This is a genomic window from Variovorax gossypii (genome assembly GCF_003965815.1).
GTDB lineage: Bacteria > Pseudomonadota > Gammaproteobacteria > Burkholderiales > Burkholderiaceae_C > Variovorax > Variovorax gossypii.
Window position 1 is genome coordinate 148,108 of sequence record NZ_RXOE01000011.1, and the last position, 25,959, is coordinate 174,066.

Annotated in this window: 23 protein-coding genes; 8 read left to right on the plus strand and 15 right to left on the minus strand. The window is 69.5% G+C overall.

Features of this window, described 5'->3' with window-relative positions; all coding sequences use genetic code 11:
- Positions 1-12: 12 nt before the first annotated feature.
- Positions 13-1,401 (minus strand): sensor histidine kinase efflux regulator BaeS, encoded by a 1,389-nt coding sequence (gene baeS / locus EJP69_RS28220; protein WP_093306997.1) that lies wholly within the window; start codon positions 1,399-1,401, stop codon positions 13-15.
- A gap of 135 nt (positions 1,402-1,536) precedes the next feature.
- On the opposite strand from baeS, the gene EJP69_RS28225 reads away from it, so the two are divergent.
- From EJP69_RS28225 to EJP69_RS28235, 3 genes are read left to right on the plus strand one after another with little or no spacing between them, the layout of a single operon-like run.
- Positions 1,537-2,790: an efflux RND transporter periplasmic adaptor subunit gene (locus EJP69_RS28225; protein ID WP_206169389.1), complete on the plus strand. Its 1,254-nt coding sequence runs from the start codon at positions 1,537-1,539 to the stop codon at positions 2,788-2,790.
- Positions 2,791-2,803: 13 nt separating this feature from the next.
- Positions 2,804-5,950 carry an efflux RND transporter permease subunit gene (locus tag EJP69_RS28230; protein WP_126473636.1) on the plus strand — a complete coding sequence of 1,049 codons (3,147 nt, stop codon included), beginning with the start codon at positions 2,804-2,806 and terminating at the stop codon, positions 5,948-5,950.
- On the plus strand, positions 5,947-7,425 hold the full coding sequence (locus tag EJP69_RS28235; RefSeq protein ID WP_206169390.1) for an efflux transporter outer membrane subunit: 1,479 nt from the start codon (positions 5,947-5,949) through the stop codon (positions 7,423-7,425). The genes EJP69_RS28230 and EJP69_RS28235 overlap by 4 nt, the downstream gene beginning before the upstream one ends.
- A 6-nt stretch (positions 7,426-7,431) precedes the next feature.
- Here EJP69_RS28235 and EJP69_RS28240 read toward each other — a convergent pair whose 3' ends face one another.
- Entirely contained in the window at positions 7,432-7,923 is a 492-nt protein-coding gene (locus tag EJP69_RS28240; protein WP_126473640.1) for a hypothetical protein, read from the minus strand.
- Between the two features lie 32 nt (positions 7,924-7,955).
- Positions 7,956-8,198, minus strand: coding sequence for a GlsB/YeaQ/YmgE family stress response membrane protein (locus EJP69_RS28245; protein WP_093206317.1), 243 nt, complete (start codon positions 8,196-8,198; stop codon positions 7,956-7,958).
- A 221-nt stretch (positions 8,199-8,419) separates the two neighbouring features.
- Here EJP69_RS28245 and EJP69_RS28250 point away from each other — a divergent pair, with 221 nt between their 5' ends.
- The 5 genes from EJP69_RS28250 (at position 8,420) to EJP69_RS28270 (ending at position 13,259) form a co-directional block, all read left to right on the plus strand.
- A complete protein-coding gene (locus tag EJP69_RS28250) occupies positions 8,420-9,952 on the plus strand; it encodes a class I adenylate-forming enzyme family protein (RefSeq protein WP_126473642.1) in 1,533 nt (510 codons plus the stop codon).
- Positions 9,933-11,066: an SLC13 family permease gene (locus EJP69_RS28255; protein ID WP_126473644.1), complete on the plus strand. Its 1,134-nt coding sequence runs from the start codon at positions 9,933-9,935 to the stop codon at positions 11,064-11,066. The genes EJP69_RS28250 and EJP69_RS28255 overlap by 20 nt, the downstream gene beginning before the upstream one ends.
- A gap of 52 nt (positions 11,067-11,118) precedes the next feature.
- A complete protein-coding gene (locus EJP69_RS28260; RefSeq protein WP_093206315.1) occupies positions 11,119-11,814 on the plus strand; it encodes a helix-turn-helix transcriptional regulator in 696 nt (231 codons plus the stop codon).
- Positions 11,815-12,011: 197 nt separating this feature from the next.
- Entirely contained in the window at positions 12,012-12,851 is an 840-nt protein-coding gene (locus EJP69_RS28265) for a DMT family transporter (protein ID WP_093206314.1), read from the plus strand.
- 90 nt (positions 12,852-12,941) lie between these two features.
- Positions 12,942-13,259 (plus strand): hypothetical protein, encoded by a 318-nt coding sequence (locus EJP69_RS28270; RefSeq protein ID WP_093206313.1) that lies wholly within the window; start codon positions 12,942-12,944, stop codon positions 13,257-13,259.
- Between the two features lie 36 nt (positions 13,260-13,295).
- Here the strand turns inward: EJP69_RS28270 and EJP69_RS28275 are convergent, their stop codons facing one another.
- The 12 genes from EJP69_RS28275 to ptsP form a co-directional block, all read right to left on the minus strand.
- A complete protein-coding gene (locus EJP69_RS28275; protein ID WP_126473646.1) occupies positions 13,296-14,315 on the minus strand; it encodes a fimbrial protein in 1,020 nt (339 codons plus the stop codon).
- The gene (locus EJP69_RS28280) at positions 14,312-16,978 is read right to left on the minus strand and encodes a fimbria/pilus outer membrane usher protein (RefSeq protein WP_126473648.1); all 2,667 of its coding nucleotides are present in this window, start codon (positions 16,976-16,978) and stop codon (positions 14,312-14,314) included. Before EJP69_RS28280 ends, EJP69_RS28275 begins: the two co-directional genes overlap by 4 nt.
- Before the next feature lie 10 nt (positions 16,979-16,988).
- A complete protein-coding gene (locus EJP69_RS28285; protein ID WP_240652315.1) occupies positions 16,989-17,807 on the minus strand; it encodes a fimbrial biogenesis chaperone in 819 nt (272 codons plus the stop codon).
- 194 nt (positions 17,808-18,001) lie between these two features.
- On the minus strand, positions 18,002-18,559 hold the full coding sequence (locus tag EJP69_RS28290; protein WP_126473650.1) for a fimbrial protein: 558 nt from the start codon (positions 18,557-18,559) through the stop codon (positions 18,002-18,004).
- Positions 18,560-18,732: 173 nt separating this feature from the next.
- Positions 18,733-19,776, minus strand: coding sequence for an NADP-dependent oxidoreductase (locus tag EJP69_RS28295; RefSeq protein ID WP_126473652.1), 1,044 nt, complete (start codon positions 19,774-19,776; stop codon positions 18,733-18,735).
- Between the two features lie 135 nt (positions 19,777-19,911).
- Positions 19,912-21,294 (minus strand): HAMP domain-containing sensor histidine kinase, encoded by a 1,383-nt coding sequence (locus tag EJP69_RS28300; protein ID WP_126473654.1) that lies wholly within the window; start codon positions 21,292-21,294, stop codon positions 19,912-19,914.
- Between the two features lie 29 nt (positions 21,295-21,323).
- On the minus strand, positions 21,324-22,019 hold the full coding sequence (locus EJP69_RS28305; protein WP_170217247.1) for a response regulator transcription factor: 696 nt from the start codon (positions 22,017-22,019) through the stop codon (positions 21,324-21,326).
- A 50-nt stretch (positions 22,020-22,069) separates the two neighbouring features.
- Positions 22,070-22,477 (minus strand): hypothetical protein, encoded by a 408-nt coding sequence (locus tag EJP69_RS28310; protein WP_126473656.1) that lies wholly within the window; start codon positions 22,475-22,477, stop codon positions 22,070-22,072.
- The gene (locus EJP69_RS28315; protein ID WP_240652316.1) at positions 22,471-22,947 is read right to left on the minus strand and encodes a DUF4260 domain-containing protein; all 477 of its coding nucleotides are present in this window, start codon (positions 22,945-22,947) and stop codon (positions 22,471-22,473) included. Before EJP69_RS28315 ends, EJP69_RS28310 begins: the two co-directional genes overlap by 7 nt.
- The gene (locus EJP69_RS28320) at positions 22,940-23,404 is read right to left on the minus strand and encodes a Spy/CpxP family protein refolding chaperone (RefSeq protein ID WP_093206303.1); all 465 of its coding nucleotides are present in this window, start codon (positions 23,402-23,404) and stop codon (positions 22,940-22,942) included. The genes EJP69_RS28315 and EJP69_RS28320 overlap by 8 nt, the downstream gene beginning before the upstream one ends.
- A 137-nt stretch (positions 23,405-23,541) precedes the next feature.
- Entirely contained in the window at positions 23,542-23,916 is a 375-nt protein-coding gene (locus tag EJP69_RS28325) for a DUF4148 domain-containing protein (protein ID WP_093306899.1), read from the minus strand.
- A gap of 144 nt (positions 23,917-24,060) precedes the next feature.
- On the minus strand, positions 24,061-25,863 hold the full coding sequence (gene ptsP / locus EJP69_RS28330) for a phosphoenolpyruvate--protein phosphotransferase (protein ID WP_093206301.1): 1,803 nt from the start codon (positions 25,861-25,863) through the stop codon (positions 24,061-24,063).
- Positions 25,864-25,959: the final 96 nt, after the last annotated feature.

Below are 25,959 nucleotides of genomic sequence, written 5' to 3' on the forward strand. Positions count from 1 at the left end.
CTGCCCTCCTCCTCATGCCCTCGGCATGCGGATCGCGATCCACACGCCGCCCAGCGGCGAGGCCTTGGCCTCGATGGTTCCGTCGTGCGCCTCCACGATGCTGCGGCAGATGGCCAGCCCGAGCCCCGCGCCGCCGCTGGCGCGGTTGCGCGAGCCCTCGCCGCGGAAGAAGCGCTCGAAGAGGCGCGGCAGCAAGGCCTCGTCGATGCCCGGCGCGGAGTCCATGAGGTCGATGGCGATGCGGTCGCCGTCCTCGCGCGCCTCGATGCGCAGCACGCCGCCGGCGTCCGTGTAGCGGCAGGTGTTGAGCACGAGGTTGCTGAAGAGCTGCTGCATGCGCCGCTCGTCGGCGAACACCACGAGCGGCTGCGCGGGCAGCGCCAGCTCCAGCCGCAGGCCGGCCGAGGCCAGCCGCTCGCGGAAGGCATCGAGGCTCGGCTCCAGCAGGTCGCGCACGTCCACGTCGGCCTTGCGGTAGGCGAGCGCGCCCACGTCGGCCAGCGACAGGTCGTAGAGGTCGGTCACCAGCTGGTTGAGCATGCCGACCTCGTGCTGCAGCGAGCGCACGGCCTGCGCGTCGAGACGGCGCACGCCGTCTTCCATGGCTTCGAGTTCGCCGTGCAGCACGCCCAGCGGCGTGCGCAGCTCGTGCGACACGTCGGCCATGAATTCGCGGCGCATCTGCTCGTTGCGCTGCAGCGTGTTGGCGAGCGAATTGAAGTCGCGCGCCAGTTGCCCCACCTCGTCGTGCGAGGCCACGGCCACGCGGCTCGCGTAATCGCCCGCCGCCAGCCGATGGGTAGCCGTCGCCACACGCTTGACGGGCGCGAGCAGCACCCGCGCGATCCACCATGCGATGCCCGCGGCCAGCAGCACGCAGAGGCTGCCGATGACCCAGCTCGCGCGCAGCTGGTTCTTCTGGAAGCGCTGGTCGCCGGCCTCGCTCACGCTCTGGAAGGGCATCATGACGACCCAGCCCACGGTCTTGCCGTCGACCACCACGGCGCGCTCGACGGCGCCCTTGCGCACGTCCCTGAAGCCGATGATCACCCGCCTGTCGACATCGAGCAGCGAGATGCGCAGCACGGCACCGGTCAGGTCGGACACCAGCGCCGGCGAACGGCCCGGCTCGAAATGCTCGCCCGACGCGGAAGGCGCGGGCCGCATGATCTCGAACCAGGGGCGCGGGTTGTCGCGCAGGAAGTCCCAGCTGCCGTTCAGCCGGTAGGCCGCGGCGGCGTTCGGCACCACGGCGTCGAGCCGCTCTACGCCCTGTTCGTTGAGATAGCCGACGAAGCCGCGCTCGAAGTTCCAGCGCGAGGCGGCGCCCATGGCGACCACGGCCAGCACGGCGGTGGCCAGCACGGCGAGAAAGAGCTTGGTGGTGATGCTGATCTTCATGAAGGGCCACAAGATAAGCCAGATGGGGCCCGCGCGGTGCATCGCCGCCCCATGGCCGTGCGGGCCGCGGGGACCTCCACATTCGCTCCACATTCCCTGAAGACCATGGGTTCCAACCTGATTGGAACTCCGAACATGATGTCTTCCCGCTTCAACCGCACCGGCCTCGCGTGCGCCCTGGCCATCGGCCTGCTGGGCGCTGTCGCGGGATGCTCCGGCTCTTCCTCCACTTCGCCCGGCCCTTCTTCTCCTTCCGGCCCTCCCGGCCTCGCCGCAGGACCCCAAGGCGCTTCCGCCACGCAGGTCAGCGTGGTGACGGTGCAGCCCGAGAACCAGCCCGTCACCACCGAGCTCTCGGGGCGCACCCGCTCCCGCCTGAGCGCCGAGATCCGCCCGCAGGTGGGCGGCATCGTGCAGCAGCGCCTCTTCGAGGAAGGCGCGCTGGTGAAGGCCGGGCAGGTGCTCTACCAGCTCGACCCCGCCAGCTACAAGGCCGCCTATGCAAGCGCGCAGGCCACCGTCGCGAAGTCGGAAGCGACGGTCAACGCCGCGAAGGTCACGGCGCGCCGCAATGCGGAGCTCGCGAAGATCGAGGCCGTCAGCAAGCAGACCAGCGAAGACAGCCAGGCCACGCTGCAGCAGGCCGAGGCCGAGCTGGGCGTGGCCCGCGCCGCGCTCGACACGGCGCGCATCAACCTCGGCTTCACGCGCATCACTGCGCCCATCGCAGGGCGCATCGAAGCCTCCACGGTCACGCCGGGCGCGCTGGTCACGGCCAGCCAGACCACTGCGCTCACCACGGTGCAGCAGCTCGATCCGATCTACGTCGACGTGACGCAATCGACCACCGAGCTGCTGCGGCTGCAGCGCGAACTGGCGGCCGGCACGCTCAAGGGCAGCAGCGACAAGAGCGAAGCCTCGGTGAAGCTGCTGCTGGAGGACGGCAGCACCTACGGCCACGCCGGGCGCCTGCAGTTCTCCAGCGTCACGGTGAACGAAGGCACCGGTGCTGTCACGCTGCGCATCCTGGTGCCGAACCCCGATCGCACGCTGCTGCCCGGCATGTACGTGCGCGCAGTGCTGGAGGAAGGCGTGGCCGAGGGCGCTCTGCTGATACCGCAGCAGGGCGTGACGCGCACGGCCAGCGGCGACGCGTCGGCGCTGGTGGTCACGGCCGACGGCAAGGTCGAGAAGCGCGCGCTGAAGGTGTCGCGCGCGGTCGGCAACCGCTGGCAGGTCACCGAGGGCCTGAAGGCCGGCGAGCGCGTGATCGTCGAGGGCTCGCTGAAGGTGAAGGCGGGCGACTCGGTGAAGGCCGTGGCGGCTTCCGACGCCACGGTGGCCAGCGCGGGGGCCGCAGCCGCGGCCGCCGCGCCCACCGCGCGCTGAGGAGGCCACGCACATGGCACGCTTCTTCATAGACCGGCCCATCTTCGCGTGGGTCATCGCCATCGTCATCATGCTGGCCGGGGCGCTGTCGATCAGCACGCTGCCGCTGGAGCAGTATCCCGACATCGCGCCCACCAAGGTCACGATCAACGCAACCTACACGGGCGCCTCGGCCAAGACCATCGAGGACTCGGTCACGCAGGTGATCGAGCAGAAGATGAAGGGCCTCGACCGGCTCGTCTCGATGTCCTCGAGCAGCACCTCCTCGGGCACCGCGCGCATCGAGCTCACCTTCGAGGCCGGCACCAACGCCGACGTGGCGCAGATGCAGGTGCAGAACAAGCTGCAGCAGGCCGAGTCGCAGCTGCCGCAGTCGGTGCAGAACCAGGGCGTGACGGTCACCAAGTCGGGCACCGACTTCCTGATGATCGTCTCGCTGATCTCGCAGGACGGCAGCGCCTCGGCCACCGACATCGGCGACTACATCTCCAGCAGCCTGCTCGACGTGGTCAGCCGCATCGACGGCGTGGGCGACGTGCAGACGCTGGGCTCGGGCTACGCCATGCGCATCTGGCTCGACCCCGCGAAGCTGCAGAAGTATTCGCTGATGCCCTCGGACGTGACCACCGCGCTCACCAGCCAGAACACCGAGGTCTCGGCCGGCCAGCTCGGCGCGCTGCCGGCGGCCGCCGGCCAGCGCCTGACCGCGACCATCACGGCGCGCAGCAAGCTGCGCACCGCCGACCAGTTCCGCGAGGTGATCGTCAAGTCGGACAGCAGCAGCGGCGCGATCGTGCGGCTGGGCGACGTCGCGCGCATCGAGCTCGGAAGCGAGAGCTACACCATCAGCTCGCGCTTCGACGGCAAGCCTGCGGCCGCCATGGGCGTGAAGCTGGCCACCGGCGCCAACGCGCTCACGGTGTCGAACGCGGTGAAGGCCAAGCTCGACGAGCTTTCGCCCTTCTTCCCCAACCAGATGAAGGCGGTCGTCGGCTACGACACCACGCCCTTCGTGCGCATCTCCATCGAGGAAGTGGCCAAGACGCTGGCCGAGGCGATGGTGCTGGTCGTGCTGATCATGTACCTCTTCCTGCAGAACCTGCGCGCCACGCTGGTGCCCGCCATCGCGGTGCCGGTGGTGCTGCTGGGCACCTTCGGCGTGCTGGCGCTGCTGGGCTACTCGATCAACACGCTCACGATGTTCGGCATGGTGCTGGCCATCGGGCTGCTGGTGGACGACGCCATCGTGGTGGTGGAGAACGTCGAGCGGCTCATGACGGAGGAAGGGCTCTCGCCGAAGGAAGCCACGCGCAAGTCGATGGGCGAGATCACCGGCGCGCTGGTGGGCATCGCGCTGGTGCTGTCGGCGGTGTTCATTCCGATGGCCTTCTTCGGCGGCTCGACGGGAGTGATCTACCGCCAGTTCTCGGTGACCATCGTCGCGGCCATGCTGCTGTCGGTGCTGGTGGCGCTGACGCTCTCGCCTGCGCTGTGCGCCACGCTGCTCAAGCCCGTGGAGGCCGGCCACCACCAGGAGAAGCGCGGCTTCTTCGGCTGGTTCAACCGCAACTTCGAGCGCAACGCCGAGCGCTACCGCTCGGGCGTGGGCGGCCTGCTGCATCGCGGCAAGCGCAGCCTGCTGGTGTATGCGCTGCTGGTGGGCGTGCTGGGCGTGACCTTCATGCGCCTGCCCACATCGTTCCTGCCCGACGAAGACCAGGGCACGCTGATGGCGCAGGTGAAGCTGCCCGCCAGCGCCACCGACGAGCAGCTGCAGCAGACCATGAAGAGCTTCGAGCAGTACCTCTCCTCGCAGAAGGAGGTCGCCCACTTCATCACGCTGACCGGCCTGAGCGGCGACCAGGCCACGGGCAATGCCTTCATCACGCTGAAGGACTGGAGCGAGCGCGGCGGCAAGGCGCAGGACGCCGCATCGCTGTCGCGCCGCTTCACGATGGACATGGCCGCGCGCACCAGCAACGCCAACGTGTTCGTGATGCTTCCGCCGGCCGTGCGCGGCCTGGGCTCCAACGCCGGCTTCGACGTGCAGCTGCAGGACCTGGGCGGCATCGGCCACGAGGCGCTGGTGCAGGCGCGCGAGCAGTTCCTGGCGCTGGCCCGAAAAGACCCGGCGCTGAGCCAGGTGCGCAGCAACAACCTGGACGACACGCCGCAGTTCGCCATCGACATCGACGACCGCAAGGCCGCCGCGCTGAACCTGTCGACCTCGGACATCAACGACACGCTCTCGAGCGCGATGGGCGGCAGCTACGTGAACGACTTTATCAACAACGGCCGCGTGAAGAAGGTCTACGTGCAGGCCGACGCGCCCTTCCGCATGCAGCCCGACAGCGTGGACCGCTGGCACGTGCGCAACGGCAACAGCGAGATGGTGCCCTTCTCGGCCTTCGCCAGCAGCCGCTGGACCTACGGCTCGCCGCAGCTGTCGCGCTACAACGGCATGTCGTCCTTCGAGCTGATCGGCGACCCGGCCGCTGGCGTGAGCTCGGGCACGGCGATGGATGCGGTGGAACGCATCATGAAGCAGCTGCCGCAGGGCATCGGCTACGAATGGGCGGGCAGCTCCTACCAGGAGCGCCTGTCGGGCTCGCAGGCGCCGCTGCTGTACGCGGTGTCGATCCTGTTCGTGTTCCTGTGCCTGGCTGCCCTGTACGAAAGCTGGTCGGTGCCGTTCTCGGTGATGCTGGTGGTGCCGCTGGGCGTGCTGGGCGCTGTGCTGGCGACCAAGCTGGCGGGGCTGTCGAACGACGTGTACTTCCAGGTGGGGCTGCTGGCCACGGTGGGGCTGTCGGCGAAGAACGCGATTCTCATCGTGGAGTTCGCCAAGCAGCTGCAGGACGAGGGCATGGCGCTGGTCGAGGCCACGCTGCAGGCGGTGCGCCTGCGGCTGCGGCCCATCCTGATGACCTCGCTGGCCTTCATGTTCGGCGTGCTGCCGCTGGCGCTGAGCACCGGCGCGGGCTCGGGCAGCCGCCGCGCCATCGGCGTGGGCGTGCTCGGCGGCATCGCCACCGCCACCGCGCTGGGCATCTTCTTCGTGCCGCTTTTCTTCGTCGCTATCCGGCGCTTCTTCGCGCAACGGAAAAAGCCTACGACTCCGACCACGCCGGCCTCGCTGCCCGCATTGCCCGAGGCATGAAAGCCATGACACATCCTCGCTTCAGACTCCGCGCGCTTTGCGCGCTCCTCGCCGCCGCGACGCTGGCCGGCTGCGTCAACCTCGCCCCCGTGTACTCGCGGCCCGAGGCGCCCGTGCCCAAGGCCTGGCCGGCCTCAACGGACGCGAAGGACACAAAGGACACAAAGGACACCAGGGACGCCAAGGACGGCACCGTCTCCGCCACCACCGGCTGGCAGAGCTTCATCACCGACGACCGGCTGCGGCGCACCATCACGCTCGCACTGGCGAACAACCGCGACCTGCGCGTGGCCGTGCAGAACATCGAGAAGGCGCGCGCGCAATACGGCGTACAGCGCGCCGAGCTGTTCCCCAGCGTCTCGGCCACGGCCGGCGGCACGCGCCAGCGCACCTCGGCGGCCACGAGCAGCAGCGGCGAATCGTCCATCGGCAACACCTACACCGCCTCGCTGGGCTTCAGCAGCTACGAGCTCGACCTGTTCGGCCGCGTGCGCAACCTCAACGAGGCGGCCCTGCAGAGCTACCTCTCGACCGAGGCCACGACCCGCAGCACGCAGATCAGCCTGGTGGCCGAGGTCGCCTCGGCCTGGCTCACGCTGGCCGCCGACAACGAGCGGCTGAAGCTCGCGCAGGACACGCTCGCGAGCCAGCAGCGCTCCTACGAACTGACCAGCCGCATGAAGGCGCTCGGCGCCAGCACCGCGCTGGCGCTGGCCCAGGCGCAGACCACGGTGGACTCGGCGCGCGTGGACGTGGCCGGCTACACCGCGCAGGTGGCGCAGGACCGCAACGCGCTCGACCTGCTGGCCGGCGCCACTGTGCCGGACGAACTGCTGCCGGCCGCCGGCATGACCACCGCCAGCGCGCTGGTCGAGGTGCCCGCGGGGCTGCCCTCGACGCTGCTGCAGCAGCGGCCCGACGTGCTGGCCGCCGAGCACACGCTGCAGGGCTCGAACGCCGACATCGGCGCGGCGCGCGCGGCCTTCTTCCCGACCATCTCGCTGACCGCGAGCTCGGGCTCGTCGAGCACGGCACTGTCGGGCCTGTTCAAGGGCGGCAACAGCACATGGAGCTTCGCGCCCTCGATCAGCCTGCCGATCTTCAACGCCGGCAGCAACCGCGCCAGCCTCGATTCGGCGAAGGCGCAGCGCGAGATCGACCTCGCCACCTACGAGAAGACGGTGCAGACCGCGTTCAAGGAAGTGGCCGACGCGCTGGCCGTGCGCGGCTCGCTGGGCGAGAAGCTGGCGGCGCAGCAGTCGCTGGTCGATGCCACGCAGAAGAGCTTCACGCTGTCGGAAGCGCTCTACCGCAACGGCAGCTACAGCTATCTCGAAGTGCTGGACGCGCAGCGCTCGCTGTACACGGCGCAGCAGACGCTGATCACGCTGCGCCTGTCGGAGCAGAGCAACCGCATCACGCTCTACAAGGTGATGGGCGGGGGCGACACGGCGCAGCCGGCTTCGGCCGGCTGAAGCCGCTCAGCCGCGCGTCGCGTTTTCCTTCATCTTCGCCAGCGCGATGGCGATGGCCGCGCCGCCCAGCGTCTTGATGAGCCCGGAGTGCTGCGCGTAGAACTGGCTCACCTCGTCGATCACGCCCGCGTGCTGCTGCTCGGCGTGCGTGGCGATCTCTGTCACCTGCGCGGGCGAAAGCTGCGAGGCCTGGTCGGGCGTGACCTGCGTCTGCCCCGGCTGCAGGATGCGCCCGAGCACGCCGCCGGCCAGCGCGGAGGCTGCGGCCGGGCCGAGCGTGGCCAGGATCTGGTTGAGCACGCCGGCCTGCTGCGACGGCGAGGACTGGCCGAACAGCTGGCCGACCGTGTCGCCGAAGGGCGGCGTCTGGTCCGAGCGCATCGCCGCGGCGAGCCCCGCACCCAGCTCGCCGGGCGAGGCGTGCTGCGCGACCTGGTCGAGGTGGGCTTCGGCGTTGTTGTTGCCGATGGCCTGCTGGAGGATGTCGAGTAAACCCATGGCGAGCTCCTTGGTGATCGGATCAGTTGGCTTCAGCGGGTCACGAGGTGCCAGACCCCGAGCAGCACCGCGGCGCCGACCACCGAGGCGATGAAGCCGGCGCCCGCGCCCGCGGCATACCAGCCCATGGCCTGCCCGGCATAGGTCGCGACCAGCGAGCCGGCGATGCCGAGCACCGCGGTGAGGATGAACCCCATCGAGTTGTTACCCGGCAGCACGGCGCGGGCCAGGAGCCCGGCGATGAAGCCGATCAGAATCGTCCAGATGATGTGCACGGAAACTCCCTGTCCTTGGTGACAACAAGCGCCGCCGCTTTGTTGCGAAAGGCGCCCGGGGATCGTCGCCCCGCCTTCCTGAGCGGCAACTGACGGCGTGCCGTCCTGCACCCGGGCGGTCGCCAAGGCGCTGGCCGAAAGCGGGAGCATTTCGCTATCCTGCCGGCTGGCCAAGAAGAAGGAAGATGACTTTGCAAACGCACCCTGCCGTCCAAGCCGCCATGGAACGCAGTTTCGGCGCCATTGCCGACCTGATTAGCCTCCACGCGCAACACACGCCCGACCATGCCGCGCTGGCGGATGCCACCCGCACGCTGGACTACCGCGCGCTCGACGCGCTGATGGACCGCATCGCGGCCAGCCTGCAGCGCGACGGACTCAAGGCCGGCGACGCCATCGCCATCTGCGCCTCGTCGTCGGTGAACTACGCGGCCGTGTTCCTGGGCGCGCTGCGCGCGGGCGTGGCCGTGGCACCGCTGGCACCCGGCTCCACGCCCGCCAGCCTGGCCCGCATGATCGAGGACGCCGACGCGCGCATCCTGTTCAGCGACGCATCGGCCGCGGAAGTGATCGGCCCCGCGAAGGAAGGCGGCATCCCGCGCGTGGCGCTCGACGGCTCGCAGGTCGGCCGCGGCATCGACGAATGGCTCGCGCCGGCGGGCGCACGGCCCGAGGCCGTCGAGGTGCAGCCCGGCTGGGCCTTCAACATCATCTATTCGTCGGGCACCACGGGCGAGCCCAAGGGCATCGTGCAGGGCCACGGCATGCGCTGGGCCCACGTGCAGCGCGGCGCCAAGTACGAGTACGGCCCCGACACGGTCACGCTGCTGTCGACGCCGCTGTACTCCAACACCACGCTGGTGGTGTTCTTCCCCACGCTGGCCTTCGGCGGCTGCGTGGTGCTGATGCCCAAGTTCGACGCGCTGGGCTACCTGCAGCTGGCGCAGCAGCGCCGCGTGACGCACACCATGCTCGTGCCGGTGCAGTACCAGCGGCTGATGGCGCATCCGCGCTTCGACGAGCACGACCTGTCTTCGTACAGGCACAAGTTCAGCACCAGCGCGCCCTTCGGCGCGGCGCTGAAGGCCGACGTGCTCAAGCGCTGGCCCGGCGGGCTGGTCGAGTTCTACGGCATGACTGAAGGCGGCGGCACCTGCATCCTGGAGGCGCACCTGAACCCGACCAAGCTGCACACGGTGGGCCGGCCCGCCGAGGGCAGCGACATCCGCCTGATCGACGAGGAAGGCAACGAGTTGCCGCGCGACAACACAGAGGTGGCCGGCGAGGTGGTGGGCCACTCGGCCGGCATGATGACCGGCTACCACCGCCAGCCCGGGAAGACGCGCGAGGCCGAATGGTTCGACGCCACCGGCAAGCGCTTCATCCGCACCGGCGACGTGGGCCGCTTCGACGCCGACGGCTTCCTCACGCTGTTCGACCGCAAGAAGGACATGATCATCAGCGGCGGCTTCAACATCTACCCTAGCGACCTCGAGGCCGTGCTGCGCGGCCACGCCGCCGTGGCCGACGTGGCGGTGATCGGCGTGCCGTCGGAGCAATGGGGCGAGACGCCGGTGGCCTTCGTGGTGCGCCGCGAGGGTGATGCCACCAGCGAAGACGAGTTGCTGCAGTGGGCCAACGCCCAGCTCGGCAAGACCCAGCGCTTGGCGCGCCTCGCCTTCATCGACGAGCTGCCGCGCAGCGCGATCGGCAAGGTGCTCAAGCGCGAGTTGCGTGAACTCGTCGGCCGCTGACACCGGCGCGGCGGCGGCGCCCGACCACGGCGGCGGCGGCAACGGCCTGCTGTGGGTGCTGGTCGCGGTCGCGGTGCTGTTCGCCTTCCTTCGCCCGCGCGCGCCGATGGACTGGCTGCGGCTGGTCGACTGGCAGACGGTGGGCGCGCTCGCCGGGTTGCTGGCCATCACGCAGGGCGTGGAGCGCAGCGGCATGCTGCAGGCCGCCGCGCAGCGCCTGCTGGCACGCACGCACAACCAGCGCAGCCTCGCGCTGCTGCTGACGGCCAGCGCGGCATTTCTCTCGGCGCTGGTCACCAACGACGTGAGCCTCTTCCTGCTGGTGCCGCTCACGCGCGTGCTCGCCACGCAGGCGCACCTGCCGCTGGCGCGGCTGGTGGTGCTGCAGGCGCTGGCGGTGAACGCGGGCTCGGCCCTCACGCCCATCGGCAATCCGCAGAACCTGTACCTGTGGCACCGCTCGGGCGAGGGCTTCGTCGCCTTCATGGGGATGATGGGGCCGACGGTGGCGGTGATGCTGTTCTGGGTCTTCGTCGCGGTGTGGCTGCTGGTGCCGCGCACGCCCATCGAGCTGAAACCCGAGGCCGAAGCCGCGCCGGTGCAGCCGCGCATGCTGGCGCTGTCGGCGCTGCTTTTCGTCGGCTTCGTGGTCGCGCTCGACCGGCACTGGCTGCTGGCGGGGCTGGGCGTGGTGTTCGGCGTGTTCCTGGTGGCGTATCCGCGCGTGCTGCGCGGCATCGACTGGGCGCTGCTCGCGATCATCGCGCTGATGTTCGTGGACCTGCGGCAGCTCGCGGAGCTGCCCGCCGTGGTGGCGCTGCTGGGCCACTGGCCGATCACCGAGGGCTGGCGCGCGTACCTCGCGGCCATCGTCACCTCGCAGTTCATCAGCAACGTGCCGGCCGCGATCCTGCTGGACGGCCATGTGCGCGACCTGCCGGCGCTGGCGGCCGGCGTGAGCGTTGGCGGCTTCGGCTGCGTGCTGGGCTCGCTGGCCAACCTGATCGCGCTTCGGCTCGCCAAGCTGCCGAACGGGCTGCGCGAGTTCCACCGCATCAGCATTCCGTTCCTGCTGGTGTGCGCGGCCTCGGCGCTGCTGCTGCGGCTGGGATGACAGCGGCGGGCCGGAGTCGGACAATCGCGTCCTCCCTTCCCCGCTCCTTTCCATGCACACGCCCGCCACGCACACCCTGGCCCTGCGCGACTACGGCCACTCGCACGGCAGCCACGCGCACGAGCATTTCCAGGTGCTGATCGGCCTGGACGGCGTGCTCGAGATCGAGGTGGAAGGCCGTGGCGCCGGCATCGCCGCCGGCGAGGCGCAGGTGGTCGCGCCGGGCGACCGGCACGACTTCAGCGCGCAAAGGCATGGTGCCGTGTGCCTGGTGCTCGACACCACCCATGCGGGCTGGGCCCGCTGCGCCGCACGCGCATCTCCCGATTCGCCTCAGCTGCACACCCTGGCGCGCTACCTTGCGCAATGCATGAAGCAGCCGCAGGCCTCGGCGCTGGCCCTGCAGCACGGCCCCGCGCTGCTGCTGGAGGCATGGAATCCGGCACCGGCATCCTCATCGGATTCGCGCCGCCGCCGCATCGACTGGCCCCTGCTCGCCGACTGGGCACGCGCCCGTTGGCACCAGCCGCTGGCCGTGGCCGACCTGGCGGAGGTCGCCTGCCTGAGCCCCAGCCAGTTCGCGCAGCGCTGCCGCGACGAGCAGGGCATGGGCGCGATGCAGTGGCTGCGCTCGCTGCGGCTGGCGCATGCGCGCGAACTGCGGCTGGGCGGCTTGAGCGTGGCGGAGACGGCGCGCCGCACGGGCTACCGCTCGCCGTCGGCGCTGACGGCCGCCCTCCGACGCTGAGGCGCTGACTTTCTCCCTCCCCCGCTGGGGGAGGGCCGGGGTGGGGGCACGACGGCGACAAGAAAACACGGAGCGCGATCAACGGCCTGCCCCCATCCCAACCTTCCCCCAGCGGGGGAAGGAGCAAAGCCCAAACCGTCGTTTCGCGACGACGGACCGGCGTTGCGCGACGACCGCATCGCGTAGCCTCGCCGTCCATGCCATCGACCGCCTATGCCCTGATCGCCATCGCCCTGTGGACCACGCTCGCCTCGCTGGGCACGGCCCTGTCCCATCTGCCGCCCTTCCTGCTGACGGGCCTGGCGCTCATCATCGGCAGCGTGCCGAGCTGGCCGCTGGTGCTGCGCGACCGCGCCGCCTGGAAGGTGCCGCCGCGCACGCTGGCGCTGGGGATCTACGGGCTCTTCGGCTATCACTTCCTGCTGTTCATCGCGCTGCGCTACGCGCCGCCGGTCGAAGCCAACCTGGTCAACTACCTGTGGCCGCTGCTGATGGTGGTGCTGGCGCCGGTGCTGCTGCCGGGCGTGTCGCTGCGGCCGCTGCACCTGGTGGCGGGGCTGCTGGGCTTCGCGGGGGCCGCGGCGGCGATCCTCGGGGCGGGCGGCGGCAATGCGTCCTTCTCGGGTTACCGGGGCTTTCTGCCGGCGCTGGCCTCGGCCTTCGTCTGGGCCAGCTATTCGCTGTGGACGAAGCGCGTGCCGGCCTTCCCCACCTCGGCGATCGGCCTGTTCGGGCTGGTCTCGGGCGCGCTCTCGCTGGCCTGCCACGCGGTGCTGGAGCCCTCGGTGGCGCTGTCGGGCCGCGACTGGCTGCTGCTGGTGCTGTGCGGCCTGGGCCCGCTGGGCGCGGCCTTCTTTGTTTGGGACATGGCGCTCAAGCGCGGCGACGCGCGGCAGATCGGCATCCTGAGCTACATCACGCCGCTGGGCTCGACGGCGTTGCTGCTGCTCGTGACCGGGCGTCCGCTGACCTGGACCATCGTGCTCGCGGCCTGGCTGATCATCTCGGCGGCGATCATGGGCACGCGCGCGCGGTGATGCTTGCGTGCTGAATCAGGCTGTATCCGACGGGGCGGCTTCATTTTTTGTGGCTAGAGTGGAGGCTCAGGAAAAAAGGAGCCAACCCACATGGACGACAAGAACAGGGATTTCGAGATCACGCCCAAGCTGGTGTTCGACCTGAACCTGGCGCTGTACCTCGACCTGGTGGCCGCGCTGGAGGGCGCGGGCGCCGTCACCTACCGCCAGATGGCGGCCCGGGTGCTCAACATCAGCATGGATGCCCGCAACGACGGCGAAACCGGCCTGTCGACGGTGCTCGAGGGCATCGCCCGGGGCTTTGCGGGCCACGGCGACGGCCTGTCGATCGAGCTGCTGAAGGCCGCGCGCGGACTACGCGAGGACGACGCGCTGGGCGACATCCCGCTGCGGCCCGACCTGGGCTGAGCGCCGGCCCCGCCCCCGGGGCTCGGGCTATCGGGGCTACTTGTAGTCGAGGGTGAAGGTGGCAGTGCCGTCCGCGCGTCCCGGCGTCACCTTGTCGGCGGTCTGGTAGTAGCGCGCGGTGTAGGGCAGCACGTAGTCGCCGTCCTTCGACGGCCCGACCAGCGCCTCGTCGCCGAACTTGACCGGCTGGCTCTGGTTGTCCACCACCTGGATGCCCACGCCGGTCGCGGTGCCCGTGCCGCCCTGGGTGATCTTCAGCACCCCCTGCACGTTCGACGGATCCGGCGTGGCGTCCATGCGCAGGTAGACGGTGTTCTGCGCGTTCTGCCCGGCCTTGCAGTTGAGCCTGATGTCGAACTTGCGGTCGCCCGTGGTCGTGCCCTTGCCCTTGAAGTTGTTCTGGGGCACCTTGCCGAAATCCACCGTGATGTTGCGCGAGCCCAGGTCCACCGAGCACGAGGGCGTGATGATGGTGATGCCTTCGCCCAGCAGGTTCGTCGTGAGCACCGACTTGTTGTCCGCCACGCTGTAGTACTGCGTGTAGGTGCCCTGGGCCAGCGGGCCGTTGCCGGTCACGGTCGCGATCTTGAACAGCTCCACCTGGAAGCGGGAAGCCGCGTTGAAGTCGCCGAAATCCGTGGTGGTCGAGCGATCGTGCGGGTAGTAGTTGACCGCGGTCTGGTCGAAGTAGCGCGACAGCCGGATGCCGACGCCGGGCACGTTGGTGGTGTACACGTGGTCGTAGCCCGCCACGGGGGAGCCCTGCAGCATGACGCCCTTCACGTTGCCGCCGCCCGAGCAGGTCCACGGCTTGTTGGTGGTGCCCGTCAGAGGCAGCGGGAAGAGCTGGCTCTTGAACATGGTGCCGACCGCGGCGTCGTTCGGGATGACGACCCGGCCCATCGCCATGTTGACGGTCTTCTCGATGTAGCCCGGCGTCACGTAGCAGGCGGCGCGCGCGGCCTGCGCGCCGAGCAGCAGCGCGAGGGCCCCGAGGGTCGGAAAGGCGAGGCGCGCGATCTTCATCGCGCCGGATGAATGGCTGCTGCGGCTCATTCCGCTCCCTTCGGTTGCACGGCGTTCGGCCCGGTGGCGGCGCACTGGCCGTTCAGCTCGCGGATCGGCGGCGGGTTCTTTTCGTCGGGCAGGCTGTAGGGCACGACGCACTGGTCGGCCTGGCCCTGGCCCCATCGCACGGTCAGCCGCCCGCTGTCGGCCGCGCCGGTCACGAAGGACTGGCCGTCGGGCCCGACGATGCCGACCTCCTGGCCCGCCTCGTTCTCGATCTTCGAGCCCAGCGGCAGGGCCCGGCCCTTGCGGTCGGTGAGCACCATCAGCAGGCGGAAGCCCACCGAGGTCTCGAATTTCGCGACCACCACGGCGCCGCGCGTGGGCACCAGTTCGGTCGCGGCATTCTTCACTTCCACGGTGTCGCCGAGGTCGCTCGTGCGCACGGCCAGCCGGTTCAGCCGGTACGGCGTGAGATTGGGAATGACCGCGTTGCCGGCCCGGTCGGTCGCCACGCCGGGCTGCGACTCGAAGCCAACGCCCTGCGCCTTGGGCGCCTGCACCAGCGCCACCGTCTCGCCCAGCGGCTGCGACGCCGTGACGCCGCCGCCGTGGAACAGCAGGCCGCCGGCCACGCCGACGGTGCTCTGCCCGTAGCCGCGGCCCTGCGAGTACCCGAGATCGAGCCGGCCCACCGACGACAGATAACTGGCGCTCGCGCTGGCGCTGCTGCCGCCGCCCTGGTTCGCGTTGCTGGCCGTGACGTTGTAGGTCAGGCGGCTGTCGTCGAAGGCCGAGCCGTAGACGCTGGCCTGCTGGTTGAGGCGGCCAGTGCTGTCGCGGTTGACGGCGTACTGCGCGCTGGCACGGGTGTCTCCCAGCGGAATGCTCAGCGTGAACATCAGCTGGCGCACCGGCGCCCGGTTCAGGCTGGTGGTGTAGTTGTAGTAGACGCTGTAGCCGAACTGCCTGTAGTTGCCCGAGTAGCCGACCTGCACCAGCCTGTCCTTCGCGTTGGTGCCCCAGTAGCTCTGCTGGCGGGCCGAGGCGAAGACGCTGCCCCAGTCCTTGATCTGCTGCGAGACCTCGAAGCGGATCTCGTTGCGGCGGCTGTTGAAGGACTCGAAGGGCAGCAGGTCCTGCATCTGCACCGCTTCCTGGAAGGTGCGGAAGCCGCTGGTCGAGTAGCGGTAGCCCGCCACGCGGAAATTGGTGCCCGACGAAAGGATGGCCTTCGAGTAGAGAAAGCGCACCGACTGGCCGTTGAAGTTCCTCGCGCCGTTGACCGGCGTCCGGTCGGTGGTGCGCGCGGCCGAGAGGTCGACCGACACCGCGCCGAAGTCCTTCATGTTCTTGCCCACGCCCACCAGCACCGACTGGTAGATGTTGGCCGCCAGCAGGCCGCCGTAGAGCGTGAACTCGTTGCCGAGGCCGCGCGCCAGCGTCGCCTGCACGAAGGCGGGCTGCGTCAGCGTGGGGCGGCTTCCGGTGCTCGTCGTGCCGAAGTAGTTGTTGCGGTACTTGCCCACGGTGGCCGAGTAGCGCCAGGTGCCTTCGCGCAGCAGCGTGGGCACGGCGGAGAAGGCCTGCGTGTACTTGACCTCGCGGCCGTCGGCCTCGGTGATGGTCACCTCGATGTCGCCGCTGGACGCGGTCGGGTAGAGGTCGTCGATCACGAACGGGCCCGGCGCGACGAAGGTGCTGTAGATGATGTAGCCGTTCTGCCGGACCGTGACGCGCGCGTTGGTCTGCGCCACGCCGCGCACGGTGGGTGCGTAGCCCTGCTGGCTGTCGGGCAGCATCGCGTCGTCGGAGGCCAGCTGCGCGCCGCGGAAGGGGACGCTGTCGAAGAAGTTGCCGGGCGTGTTGCCGTCGCCGATCAGCAGTTGCCCGTTGATCGAGGCGATGTCGCGCTGCGCGTAGGTGTTGATGCCCTGCCAGCGGCTCTGGCCGTCGATCCCGCGGTTGTAGGTGGAGAAGTGGCGGAAGCGCCAGTCCTCGTAGTTGAAGCCGGCGCGCAGGCCCGCGAACAGCGTGTTGCGCTGCAGGGTCTTGTTCGTGTCGGCGAAGGGATTGCCGTCGAAGGCGCTCTGCGGCGTCGCGAACGGATTGACGTCGCTGCGGTACTTGTCGCCGCTGTAGCGCGCGAAGTTGAGCTGGTAGTCCAGCATGCCGGCGGTGATGCCCCTGCTCCACTTCTCGGGGCCGACCGCGCCGCGCGCCGAGCGCTTCAGCGCCGCCTGCGGGATGCTCACGAACAGGCGCTGCCTGCCGGCGTCGTAGCTGTACCTGGCCTCGGGGCTGATGGCGGACAGGTCGACGCAGGTGTCGTCCGCCGCATTCGCCAGCGCGGCGAACACCGCCACGTTGACGCCCCAGCCGTCGAGCATGCCGCGCGTGATGCAGGGCTCGGCGTCGTTCCTGCCTTCCTTGTCGACGAAGCGGATCTCGGCCTGGCCGGTGCCGCGCTCGTTGAGCGACACGTCGACCATGTACTTGCCCGCGAGCACGCGGTTGCCGAACGAGAAGAGCGACAGGTCGGCGTGGGGCTGGTCGCCGCCGATGTTCAGGAATTCCTCGTTGAAGCTGGAGGCGGCCTGCTGCTGCGATTGCCGCTGCTGCGCGTGGCCGGTCGCGCCCAGCGCGCCCAGCAGGGCCGCGCACAGGGTGAGCCGGAACGGCGCGCGAGGAGCGGACAGGCAGCGGCGCATGGGGGATGCCTCAGCGCTTTGCGCCGTCGGCGGGCGGCGGGGTGACCGTCTCGACCGTCACCGCCACGGGCTCAGCGCCGGCCGGCACCTGCACGCGCTCCTCGGGCGTCTCGCCGCCGTAGTCGTTGAGCGTGGTGTAGCCGACCTGTACAGCCTGCGGCGCCTTCACCGCGCTCAGCGGGTACGCCACTTCGCCGAAGGGCGGCACCATGTCGGCGTTGATGAGCTGCTGGCCATTGTTGACATTCAGCGCGGTGAAGGTCACGTGGTAGCCCGTGGGGTTGGCGATCTTCAGCACCGCGCCCTGCCCCTGCGCACCGGCGCTCACCGCCCACCTGAGCTGGCCGCGCGACTGGTCTGACTTGCCCTGCAGTCCCGAGGGCCGGTAGAACACCTTGATGCGGCTGCGCACCGCGATCTGGAGCACGTTCTCGTCCCTGGACTTCTCGGGGATCTCCTTGACGTTGAGCCAGAACACCGACTCGCGGTCCGACGGCAGCTCGCCCGTGGTGCGCATGATGCGCAGGATGTTCTCCATGCCCGGGTCGAGCCGCGACAACGGCGGCGTGACGAGCAGCGGCGTCTTGTTCCGGCCCTCGCCGGCGTCGATCCAGCTCTGCACCACGTAGGGCGAGACGCCGGTGTTCTTCACCGGGATGGAGGCTTCGCGGTCCTTCTCGCCGAGGATCACGCGGGTGCCGCCAAGCATCACGCCCGCGCCGGCCGGCCACTGCAGGCCCAGCGTCAGCAGGACGGCGAGAGCCCATCGGAAGCGGTTGTTGCTGCACATAAGAGAAGAGAAGAAGTCCTCGGCCCGGGCCGAACGCATGAAGGACGTGGAACACGCGAACCCGGCGCGACGGCGCGCGTTGCAGCGCCGTCGGAAAAAGCGGGAAGAAAAAGGGGATGCCGGCGCCGGCGGGGACGTGGAGTCCGGATGCGGCGCCGGGCATTGGCGGCATCGCCGGCCGACCCGAAGCGGCGGGCGCTTCGGCGGGCCGTGGATGCCGCGGGCGCGCCTGCTTACTTGTAGGCGACGGTGAACTGCGCGACCGAGTTGGCCGGACCGACCGTCACGGTCGTCTTGGTGGCGACGTAGGCAGCCTGGAAGTTCAGCGAGTTGTCGCCGAGGCCCAGCACGTACTGGCCCGATTCCGAACCCAGCGGGATCTTGGTGCCGGCCGAGTCGCCGAGTTCGATGGCCACGCCCGAAGCCGAGCCCACGCCCACCTGGCCGGCGTTGGCGATGCGCAGGTTGGTGGCGTCGTCGAGGTCGGCCGTGCCCGAGAAGGTCACGGTCGCGCCCTTGGCGGTGGCGCCGCAGCCGAGCAGGTCGATCTTGAACTTGGAGGGGGTGGCCTTCTTGCCGACCACTGCCGTGCCGGCGGTGGCGCCGTCGAACGCAGTGCGCGAAACCTTGCCCAGGGGCACGGTCATGTTCTGGCTGTTGGGAGAGATCGAGCAGGGCGCGTCGACGATCTCACCGGTGAAATTGATGGTGCCGTCGGCGGCGAATGCGCCGTGCGACAAAGCGCCGGCGATGGCCAGCGCTGCGAACTTCGTGATTACAGACTTCTGCATTTCTTGCGTTCCCTGGGGATTGATGTGACTGAACTGCGACCTGCTGATGCAAGGCAGGCGCGCAGTCTATGCAGTCGATGACGCAAGAAGAAGGTGCGTTGGCGCTAGTTAACCGTAGTTAACATTGCACTCAAGATGTCTGTGAAATTTACACGAACGTTAACAACTCGACACTAGATTTCGGCGACCTGCAGCACCAGCTTGCCGAAGTTCTCGCCCGCGAAGAGCTTGTTGAGCGACTCGGGGAAAGTGTCCAGCCCCTTCACGACGTCTTCCTTGCTCTTCATGCGCCCATCTTTCAAGTAGCCGGCCATTTCGGCGATGGCGATGTGATAGCGGTCGGCATAGTCGAACACCACGATACCTTCCATGCGGGCGCGGTTCACCAGCAGGCTCAGGTAGTTCTTCGGACCGGCCGAGGGCATGCTGTTGGCGTTGTTGTACTGGCTGATGGCGCCGCAGATGATGATGCGGGCCTTGCGCGCGAGACGCGCCAGCACCATGTCGAGGATCTCGCCGCCGACGTTGTCGAAGTAGATGTCCACGCCCTTCGGGCAGTGCGTCTTGAGGCCCTCGCGCACCGCTGCGGCGCCGGCCTTGTAGTCGATGCAGGCGTCGAAGCCCAGCTCCTTCACCACCCAGTCGCACTTGGCCTCGCCGCCGGCGATGCCGACCACGCGGCAGCCCTTGATCTTGGCGAGCTGGCCCACGGTCTGGCCGACCGCACCGGCCGCGCCGGAAACCACCACCGTCTCGCCCGGCTTGGGCATACCCACGTCCATCAGGCCGAAGTAGCCGGTCATGCCGGGCATGCCCAGCACGTTGAGCCACTGGGTGATGCTGCCGACGTTCAGGTCGATCTTCACCAGGCCGTTGCGCTTGACCTGGTCCGCGGGGATCAGGATGTATTCCTGCACGCCCAGCGTGCCGTAGACGGTGTCGCCCACCGCGAGCTGCGGGTTCTTCGACGCGATGACGCGGCCGACGCCGCCGGCGCGCATCACTTCGTCGATGCCCACGGGAGGGATGTAGCTCTTGGCGTCGTTGAGCCAGCCGCGCATGGCGGGGTCGAGCGACAGCGACAGCGTCTTGACGAGCACGCCGCCCTCGGCCGGCTCGCCGACGGGCTCGGTGGTGAACTTCCAGTTCTCGCGCGTGGCAGTGCCCTCGGGGCGCTTGGCGAGGCGGACCTGGTGGTTGGTGAGTGGGGTGCTCATGGTGTCTGTCTCCTTGACCTTGAATGAGGGGCTTGACGGGCGCTCGTGCGCGGGCGCCTGCATCGTAGTCGCGGGCCCGGGCCGGGCTGGTAGCGCAGGTGACAGGCGGGCCGGCGGCGGCGCCGGCCCCTCGCCTCAGGTCAGCCTGACGACGATCTGCAGCCCCGGCTGAGCGTTGCGCAACGTGAGCTTGCCGCCGTGCGCCTCGGCGATCAACCGGCACAGGTACATGCCGAGGCCGACGCCGCCGGTGGCGCGCGCCCGGGCGCCGTCGGTGCGGTAGAAGGGCTCGGTCAGCCGCTCGAGCTGCTCGTCGTCCACGCCGGGGCCGTGGTCGCGCACCTCGATCTCCGCGCCCTGGCTGCTGCCGTCGAGCACCGCGCGCAGCGACACGCACGGCGGCCGCGGCGCGTCGGCGCTGTAGCGCAGCGCGTTGTCCAGCAGGTTGCGCACCAGCAGGCGGATGCGCATGCGATCCACCGCGTGCGGCGGCAGGCCCTCGGCCAGGTCGAGGTGCACGTGCTGCGCGCCGGGCATCTCGGCCACGATCTCGCGGATCAGCGTCGCCAGGTCGACCGGCTCGCGCTGCAGCGCGACGTGCGGGCTGGCCAGGCGCTCGCTCTCGAGCAGGTCGCTGATGAGATCGCGCATCTCGTTGAGGTCGCGCAGGAGTGCATCGCGCTCGGCCTGCCCCTCGGGCGTGGTCGGCAGCAGCTCGGCGTTGAGCCGGGCGCGCGTGAGCGGCGAGCGCAGCTCGTGGCTCAGCGCCAGCAGCAGCCCGCGCTTGGCGTCGAGCATGGCCTGGATGTCCTCGGCCATGGTGTTGATGCGCTCGGCCAGGTCGCCGAGGTCGTCGTTGCGGCGGATCGGAATCGGCTGCGTGAACTCGCCGCGGCCGAAGCGCTGCGCGCCCTCGCGGATGTCGATCAGCGGCCGCAGCAGCCGGCTCACGTAGGCGTACGCCAGCAGCACGCACGACAGCAGCAGGCCGAGCGTGGCCCAGCCGATGACGCGCGGCGCCAGCTGCCAGAGCTTGGGCGACCAGCCGAAGATCACGCGGTGGCCGTCGGCCGTGGGGCGGATGAACCACTTGTCGCCGCCGAACACGTCCTCGCGGTCGTGCATCCAGCCGCCGGGGCTGTTCGCGCCGCCGGGGTTGGAATCCCAGTTGACCTTGGGTCCGACGATGCGGATGGTGATCGGCAATCGCGCCACCAGCGCCTGCGCGCGCGAGACATCGGGCGGCGCACCGATCTCGGCGACCAGCCGGTCGGCGTAGTCGGTCAGCATCGGCTTGGCGGCCTCGGCCCAGCCGGTGGAGAACGACTTCTTCATGCCGCCCATGAAGACCGCCGCCATCACCAGCGCGAGCATCACGAACATCAGCACCAGCCGCACGCGCAGCGAACGGCGCCAGCGGCGCTTGCCCTGCACTTTCTCGTTCCAGCGCGCGTGCCACTTGGCGTGCCAGTCGCCGCGCGTCATCTCGTCGCGGCATTCCTCGCCGCGCCACCGCATCCTGCGGGACTCCCTGCTTCGGCCGAAATTCATGCAGGCTCGCTACGGGCCACCGCCAGCGCATAGCCTGCGTTGCGCAGCGTCTTGATGCAGTCCAGCGGCTCCAGCTTCTTGCGCAGCCGGCTCACGACGATGTCGACGGCACGCGTGTAGAGCTCGGCCTCGTGGCCGCGCAGTCGGTTGAGGATGTCGTCGCGGCTGAACACCTTGCCGGGCTCGGCGGCCAGCAGCGCGAGCAGCTCGAACTCGGTGCCGGTGAGTTCCACGCGCTCGCCGTGGCGCAGCACCTGGCGCCGGTCGAGGTCGATTGAAAGCCCGTCGAACACGCGGTACTGCGTGCCGTTGGCTGCCGCCTGCGGCGTGCTGCGCTGGCGGCGCAGGATGGTCTGCACGCGCGCCACCAGCTCGCGCGGCTCGAAGGGCTTGGGCACGTAGTCGTCGGCGCCGAGCTCGAGGCCGACCACGCGGTCCATCACTTCGCCGCGGGCGGTGAGCATCACGATGGGAATGTCGCTTTCCTTGCGGATCTCGCGGCACAACGCGAAGCCGTCCATCTCGGGCAGCATCACGTCGAGGATGGCCGCGTCGTAAGTGCCCGCGCGCAGCTTGGCCAGCCCTTCGCTCGGGCGCACGGCGCTCTCGAGCGTGCAGCCGAAGCGCGCGAAGTAGGTGGTCAGCGGCGCGGCGAGATGTTCGTCGTCGTCGATCAGCAGGATGCGCGGCATGGCGGGATTGTGCCTCCGGACGAGAAAGTGGCGGATGACTTCGCTGACCATCAGACCCGCCGGCATCGCACCGCCCAGGTCAGGCCCGTCACGAGGGTGGAAAGCAGCAGCGCGTGGTAGACCACGTCGGGCACGGTGCGCGGGCCGATGCCCGCGATGATGGTGCCGAGCCCGACCAGCGTGCCCAGCAGCGCGAAGCCCTGGCCGAAGATAGCGGCGCGGCGCGCGTGGTGCGGCCGCAGCCAGGTCTCGACCGAGGCCAGCACGAGCACGGTGGCGATCACGGCCTCGGCGGTTCGGGCCGCCGTGTGCGCGTAGCCGGGCACGAGGAGCCCCGCGTGCACCATCGACGCGATGCCCAGCGTGAGCGCCTCCGTCAGCATCCATGCGCGCGCGGCCGGCGCGTGCACGGCATGGGACGCGGTGTCGTCGCTGCTCATGTACTCGTCGCTCACCATGGATCCGCCTTGCCGATGCGGCCCAGGTGCGTGGCGGCGAAACCCGTCGCGTACTTGAGCCCGTAGCCGAGCGCGTGGTCGACGCCGATGTGGGCCAGCCAGATCAGGCTGCCGGCCACCGCCCAGGGCGTGGCAGTGAACACGCCGAGCGCCAGCAGCAGCACCGGACCGACGTACGAATGCGCCGCGTTGTAGAGCGCCGCACCTGTGCGGGGGCCCGCGAGGTAGCCCAGCAGCGATAGATCGGGCACGAGCAGCCAGAGCGCGAACACGCCCCAGCCCGCCCCGAACTGGGCGTAGGCGGCGAGCGCCACGCCCAGCACCACGGCGCCTTCGAGTTGAAGCAGCGCGCGCACCCCGCCCGTGACCGCCGTCGCGGCCTCCGCCGGAGACACCGTGGATCCGGCCTTGCCGGCCCACGGGTCTCGCCCGCGCAGAAGCGGCAGGCGGAACGACGGAAGCTCAACCACGATGGCTCCAGCGGCGGCCGCCACGCTCCATGAAGTCGCGCACCTTCTGCTGCTGCGCGGCGTTCAGGTTGTCGTAGAAGTCGGCGGCGGCGGCGATGATCTCGGGGCTGCCGCTGCGCACGGCGGCCGTCTTCTCGTCGATCAGGCGGGCGGCGCCGGCCTGGTCGAGCTTGTTGCCCGCGAACAGCGCCTTGAACTGCGAGCGCGGATCGCCCGAGCCGCCGGCACCGCGCATGGCTTCGCGCTGCGCCTGCAGCTTCTCGGCCAGCACCGTGAGCTTCTGTTTCTGGTTGGCATCGAGCTCGAGCTTGCTGCCCACGCGCTCGACCATCTTCGCGCGGAACTCGGCGCTGTCGCCGCCCCAGCCGTGGCGATAGCTGCTGCAGCCGGCGATGCTGCCCGCGACCATGGCAGCTCCCGCAAAACCGAAGAGAGTGCGCTTGATCCAGTGTTTCATGGTGATTCCTTGTGTTCCTGATGTTGTGTTGAGGAGGAAGCTCCATGGTGCGATCTGCACCGGGCCAAGTCCTCTCGCTGCGGTTGCGGCGTGTTTCGTTTTATTGCGACAGGCGTGGCGGCAAGCCGGACTGCTGCTTACAGGCGGCTGCTCTTGGCGTTGGCCGCAGCGGCGCGCGCGTCGACGGGGTTCTGCATGGTCGAGATGACCTGGCTGTTCACGCGCGAACTGGCCGATACGTTCTGGTCGGGCGCGGCAGTTGCGCGCACGGCTTCGGCGACGATGCGCGCGCGCTCGGTCGACACGGCCATGGTCTCGGCGCCGCGCGAGCCGCGCACCACGTTCTGGTCGGGTGCCGATGCGGTGCGCATGGCTTCGGCGTTGACATCGGCGCGGCTCTTGGCCGACACGACGGGCTGCACGCCCTCGTAGCTCTCGGCCTTCGCGCCGGCTGCGGCGAGCATGGCGAAGGATGCGACGGCGACGATCTGGGTGAAGGAGACGGACTTCATTTCAGGCCTTTCTTGCAGTGGTTGAAGAGAAGGCCTGATCGTGCTTGCGGGGTTTGCGCAAGTCCTTTCGCCGCAGTTTCGGCGTGTTTCGTTTCTTTTCACTCACCCGTGAGGGTGAGTGAAAAGTACGCTCAGTTCATGGTGTCAGCCAGCCATTGCGGCGGCAGGATCGTCGGATTCGAGCACGCCCTTGGCCCAGGCCTCGAGCTTGCCGGTGTCGGCGCGCAGCACTTCCTGCTTGACCGCGAGGATGCGCGAGGGATGCATCGAGAAGCTGCGCAGGCCCAGCCCCAGCAGCAGGCGCGTGAAGGCGACGTCGCCCGCCATCTCGCCGCACACGGCCACGCCCTTGCCCTGGCGACGGCACTCGGCAATGGTGTCGGCCACCAGGCGCAGCACGGCCGGGTGCGCGGGGTCGTAGAGATGCGCCACCGATTCGTCTGCACGGTCGATGGCCAGCGTGTACTGGATCAGGTCGTTGGTGCCGATCGACAGGAAGTCGAAGTGCTTGAGGAAGATGCGCAGCGTGAGCGCGGCGGCGGGAATCTCGATCATGGCGCCGAGCTTCACGTGGCCGTACACCGCGCCGCGGTTGTCGAGCTCGGCACGCGCGAAGTCGATCAGCGAGAGCGTCTGGCGGATCTCGCTCGCGTGCGCGAGCATGGGAATGAGCAGGTGGATCTCGCCGTGCGCCGCCGCGCGCAGGATGGCACGCAGCTGCGTGAGGAACATCGCCGGATCGGCCAGGCTCCAGCGGATGGCGCGCAGGCCGAGCGCGGGATTCAGGTGCTCCTGCTTGTTGGCCGAAATGCTGTCCAGCGGCTTGTCGGCGCCCACGTCGATGGTGCGGATGGTGACCGGCATGCCCTGCATGCCCTCGACCGCGCGCTTGTAGGCCTGGTACTGCTCTTCCTCGTCGGGCAGGCGGGTCTGGCGCGTGCCCGTGTCGCGGCCCATGAAGAGGAATTCGCTGCGGAACAGGCCCACGCCCACCGCGCCGGCCTTGACCGCGCCCACGGTGTCTTCGGGCATCTCGATGTTGGCGAGCAGCTCCACGCGCTGGCCGTCGAGCGTGATCGCCGGCTTGTGCCGCAGCCGCGCGAGCCGGCCGCGCTCGAGGTCGCCTTGGCGCTGCTTGAAGCCGTACTCGGCCAGGATGATCGGCGAGGGGTCGACGATCACCACGCCCGCGTCGCCGTCGATGATGACCCAGTCGTCCTGCCGCACCAGCTGGCTCGCGGTGCGCGCGCCGACCACGGCCGGGATGTCCATGCTGCGCGCCACGATGGCGGTGTGCGAGGTGCGCCCGCCCACGTCTGTGACGAAGCCGGCGAACACGCTCTTCTTGAACTGCAGCATGTCGGCCGGCGAGAGATCGTGCGCGATCAGCACCAGCGGCACGTCGATGCCGTCGCCCGCGGTGGGGTCGTCGTTGTCATCGTCAGCGGAGGCGGCGCGCTTGCGGCGCGGCGGGCTCGGCGCCAGCACGGCGGCCGTGCCCTTCATGCGGTGCAGCAGGCGCTCGACCACCTGCTCGAGGTCGGCCTTGCGCTCGCGCAGGTATGGGTCCTCCATCTCGTCGAACTGGCGCGCGATGATCTCGAGCTGTGTGGTCAGCGCCCATTCGGCGTTGTAGAGCCGCTCGCTGATCCAGTGCTTGACGCCGCCGCTCAGGGCCTCGTCCTGCAGCAGCATCTGGTGCACCTCGAGCAGCGCCGCGAGCTCGTGCGGCGCATCGTTCGGCCCCATCTGCGCGACGTTGGCCTGCAGCTTCGCCAGCTCGTCGGCCACCGCGTTGCGCGCGGTGCGCACGCGATCGATCTCGGTCTCGATCTCTTCGGGCTTGATGAAGTAGTGGGCCACGTCGATGCGGCTCGACACCACCAGCACGGCGCGCCCGATGGCAATGCCACGGGCGACGGGGAGGCCGTGGACTGCGAAAGTCATGCCTTCAGTCCCCCGATCCGCTGTGGGCGCGGTACTTACACGAATTCGCGGGATGCCGTCGAACCGGCTTTGCCGGGCGACTGGCATCGCCCCCGG

Coding starts and splice junctions, on each gene's coding strand:
- baeS (WP_093306997.1), bottom strand. CDS start 1,401: ATGAAGATCAGCATCACCACCAAGCTCTTTCTCGCCGTGCTGGCCACC.
- EJP69_RS28225 (WP_206169389.1), top strand. CDS start 1,537: ATGATGTCTTCCCGCTTCAACCGCACCGGCCTCGCGTGCGCCCTGGCC.
- EJP69_RS28230 (WP_126473636.1), top strand. CDS start 2,804: ATGGCACGCTTCTTCATAGACCGGCCCATCTTCGCGTGGGTCATCGCC.
- EJP69_RS28235 (WP_206169390.1), top strand. CDS start 5,947: ATGAAAGCCATGACACATCCTCGCTTCAGACTCCGCGCGCTTTGCGCG.
- EJP69_RS28240 (WP_126473640.1), bottom strand. CDS start 7,923: ATGGGTTTACTCGACATCCTCCAGCAGGCCATCGGCAACAACAACGCC.
- EJP69_RS28250 (WP_126473642.1), top strand. CDS start 8,420: ATGGAACGCAGTTTCGGCGCCATTGCCGACCTGATTAGCCTCCACGCG.
- EJP69_RS28260 (WP_093206315.1), top strand. CDS start 11,119: ATGCACACGCCCGCCACGCACACCCTGGCCCTGCGCGACTACGGCCAC.
- EJP69_RS28265 (WP_093206314.1), top strand. CDS start 12,012: ATGCCATCGACCGCCTATGCCCTGATCGCCATCGCCCTGTGGACCACG.
- EJP69_RS28270 (WP_093206313.1), top strand. CDS start 12,942: ATGGACGACAAGAACAGGGATTTCGAGATCACGCCCAAGCTGGTGTTC.
- EJP69_RS28275 (WP_126473646.1), bottom strand. CDS start 14,315: ATGAGCCGCAGCAGCCATTCATCCGGCGCGATGAAGATCGCGCGCCTC.
- EJP69_RS28280 (WP_126473648.1), bottom strand. CDS start 16,978: ATGCGCCGCTGCCTGTCCGCTCCTCGCGCGCCGTTCCGGCTCACCCTG.
- EJP69_RS28285 (WP_240652315.1), bottom strand. CDS start 17,807: ATGCGTTCGGCCCGGGCCGAGGACTTCTTCTCTTCTCTTATGTGCAGC.
- EJP69_RS28290 (WP_126473650.1), bottom strand. CDS start 18,559: ATGCAGAAGTCTGTAATCACGAAGTTCGCAGCGCTGGCCATCGCCGGC.
- EJP69_RS28295 (WP_126473652.1), bottom strand. CDS start 19,776: ATGAGCACCCCACTCACCAACCACCAGGTCCGCCTCGCCAAGCGCCCC.
- EJP69_RS28300 (WP_126473654.1), bottom strand. CDS start 21,294: ATGCGGTGGCGCGGCGAGGAATGCCGCGACGAGATGACGCGCGGCGAC.
- EJP69_RS28305 (WP_170217247.1), bottom strand. CDS start 22,019: ATGCCGCGCATCCTGCTGATCGACGACGACGAACATCTCGCCGCGCCG.
- EJP69_RS28310 (WP_126473656.1), bottom strand. CDS start 22,477: ATGGTGAGCGACGAGTACATGAGCAGCGACGACACCGCGTCCCATGCC.
- EJP69_RS28320 (WP_093206303.1), bottom strand. CDS start 23,404: ATGAAACACTGGATCAAGCGCACTCTCTTCGGTTTTGCGGGAGCTGCC.
- EJP69_RS28325 (WP_093306899.1), bottom strand. CDS start 23,916: ATGAAGTCCGTCTCCTTCACCCAGATCGTCGCCGTCGCATCCTTCGCC.
- ptsP (WP_093206301.1), bottom strand. CDS start 25,863: ATGACTTTCGCAGTCCACGGCCTCCCCGTCGCCCGTGGCATTGCCATC.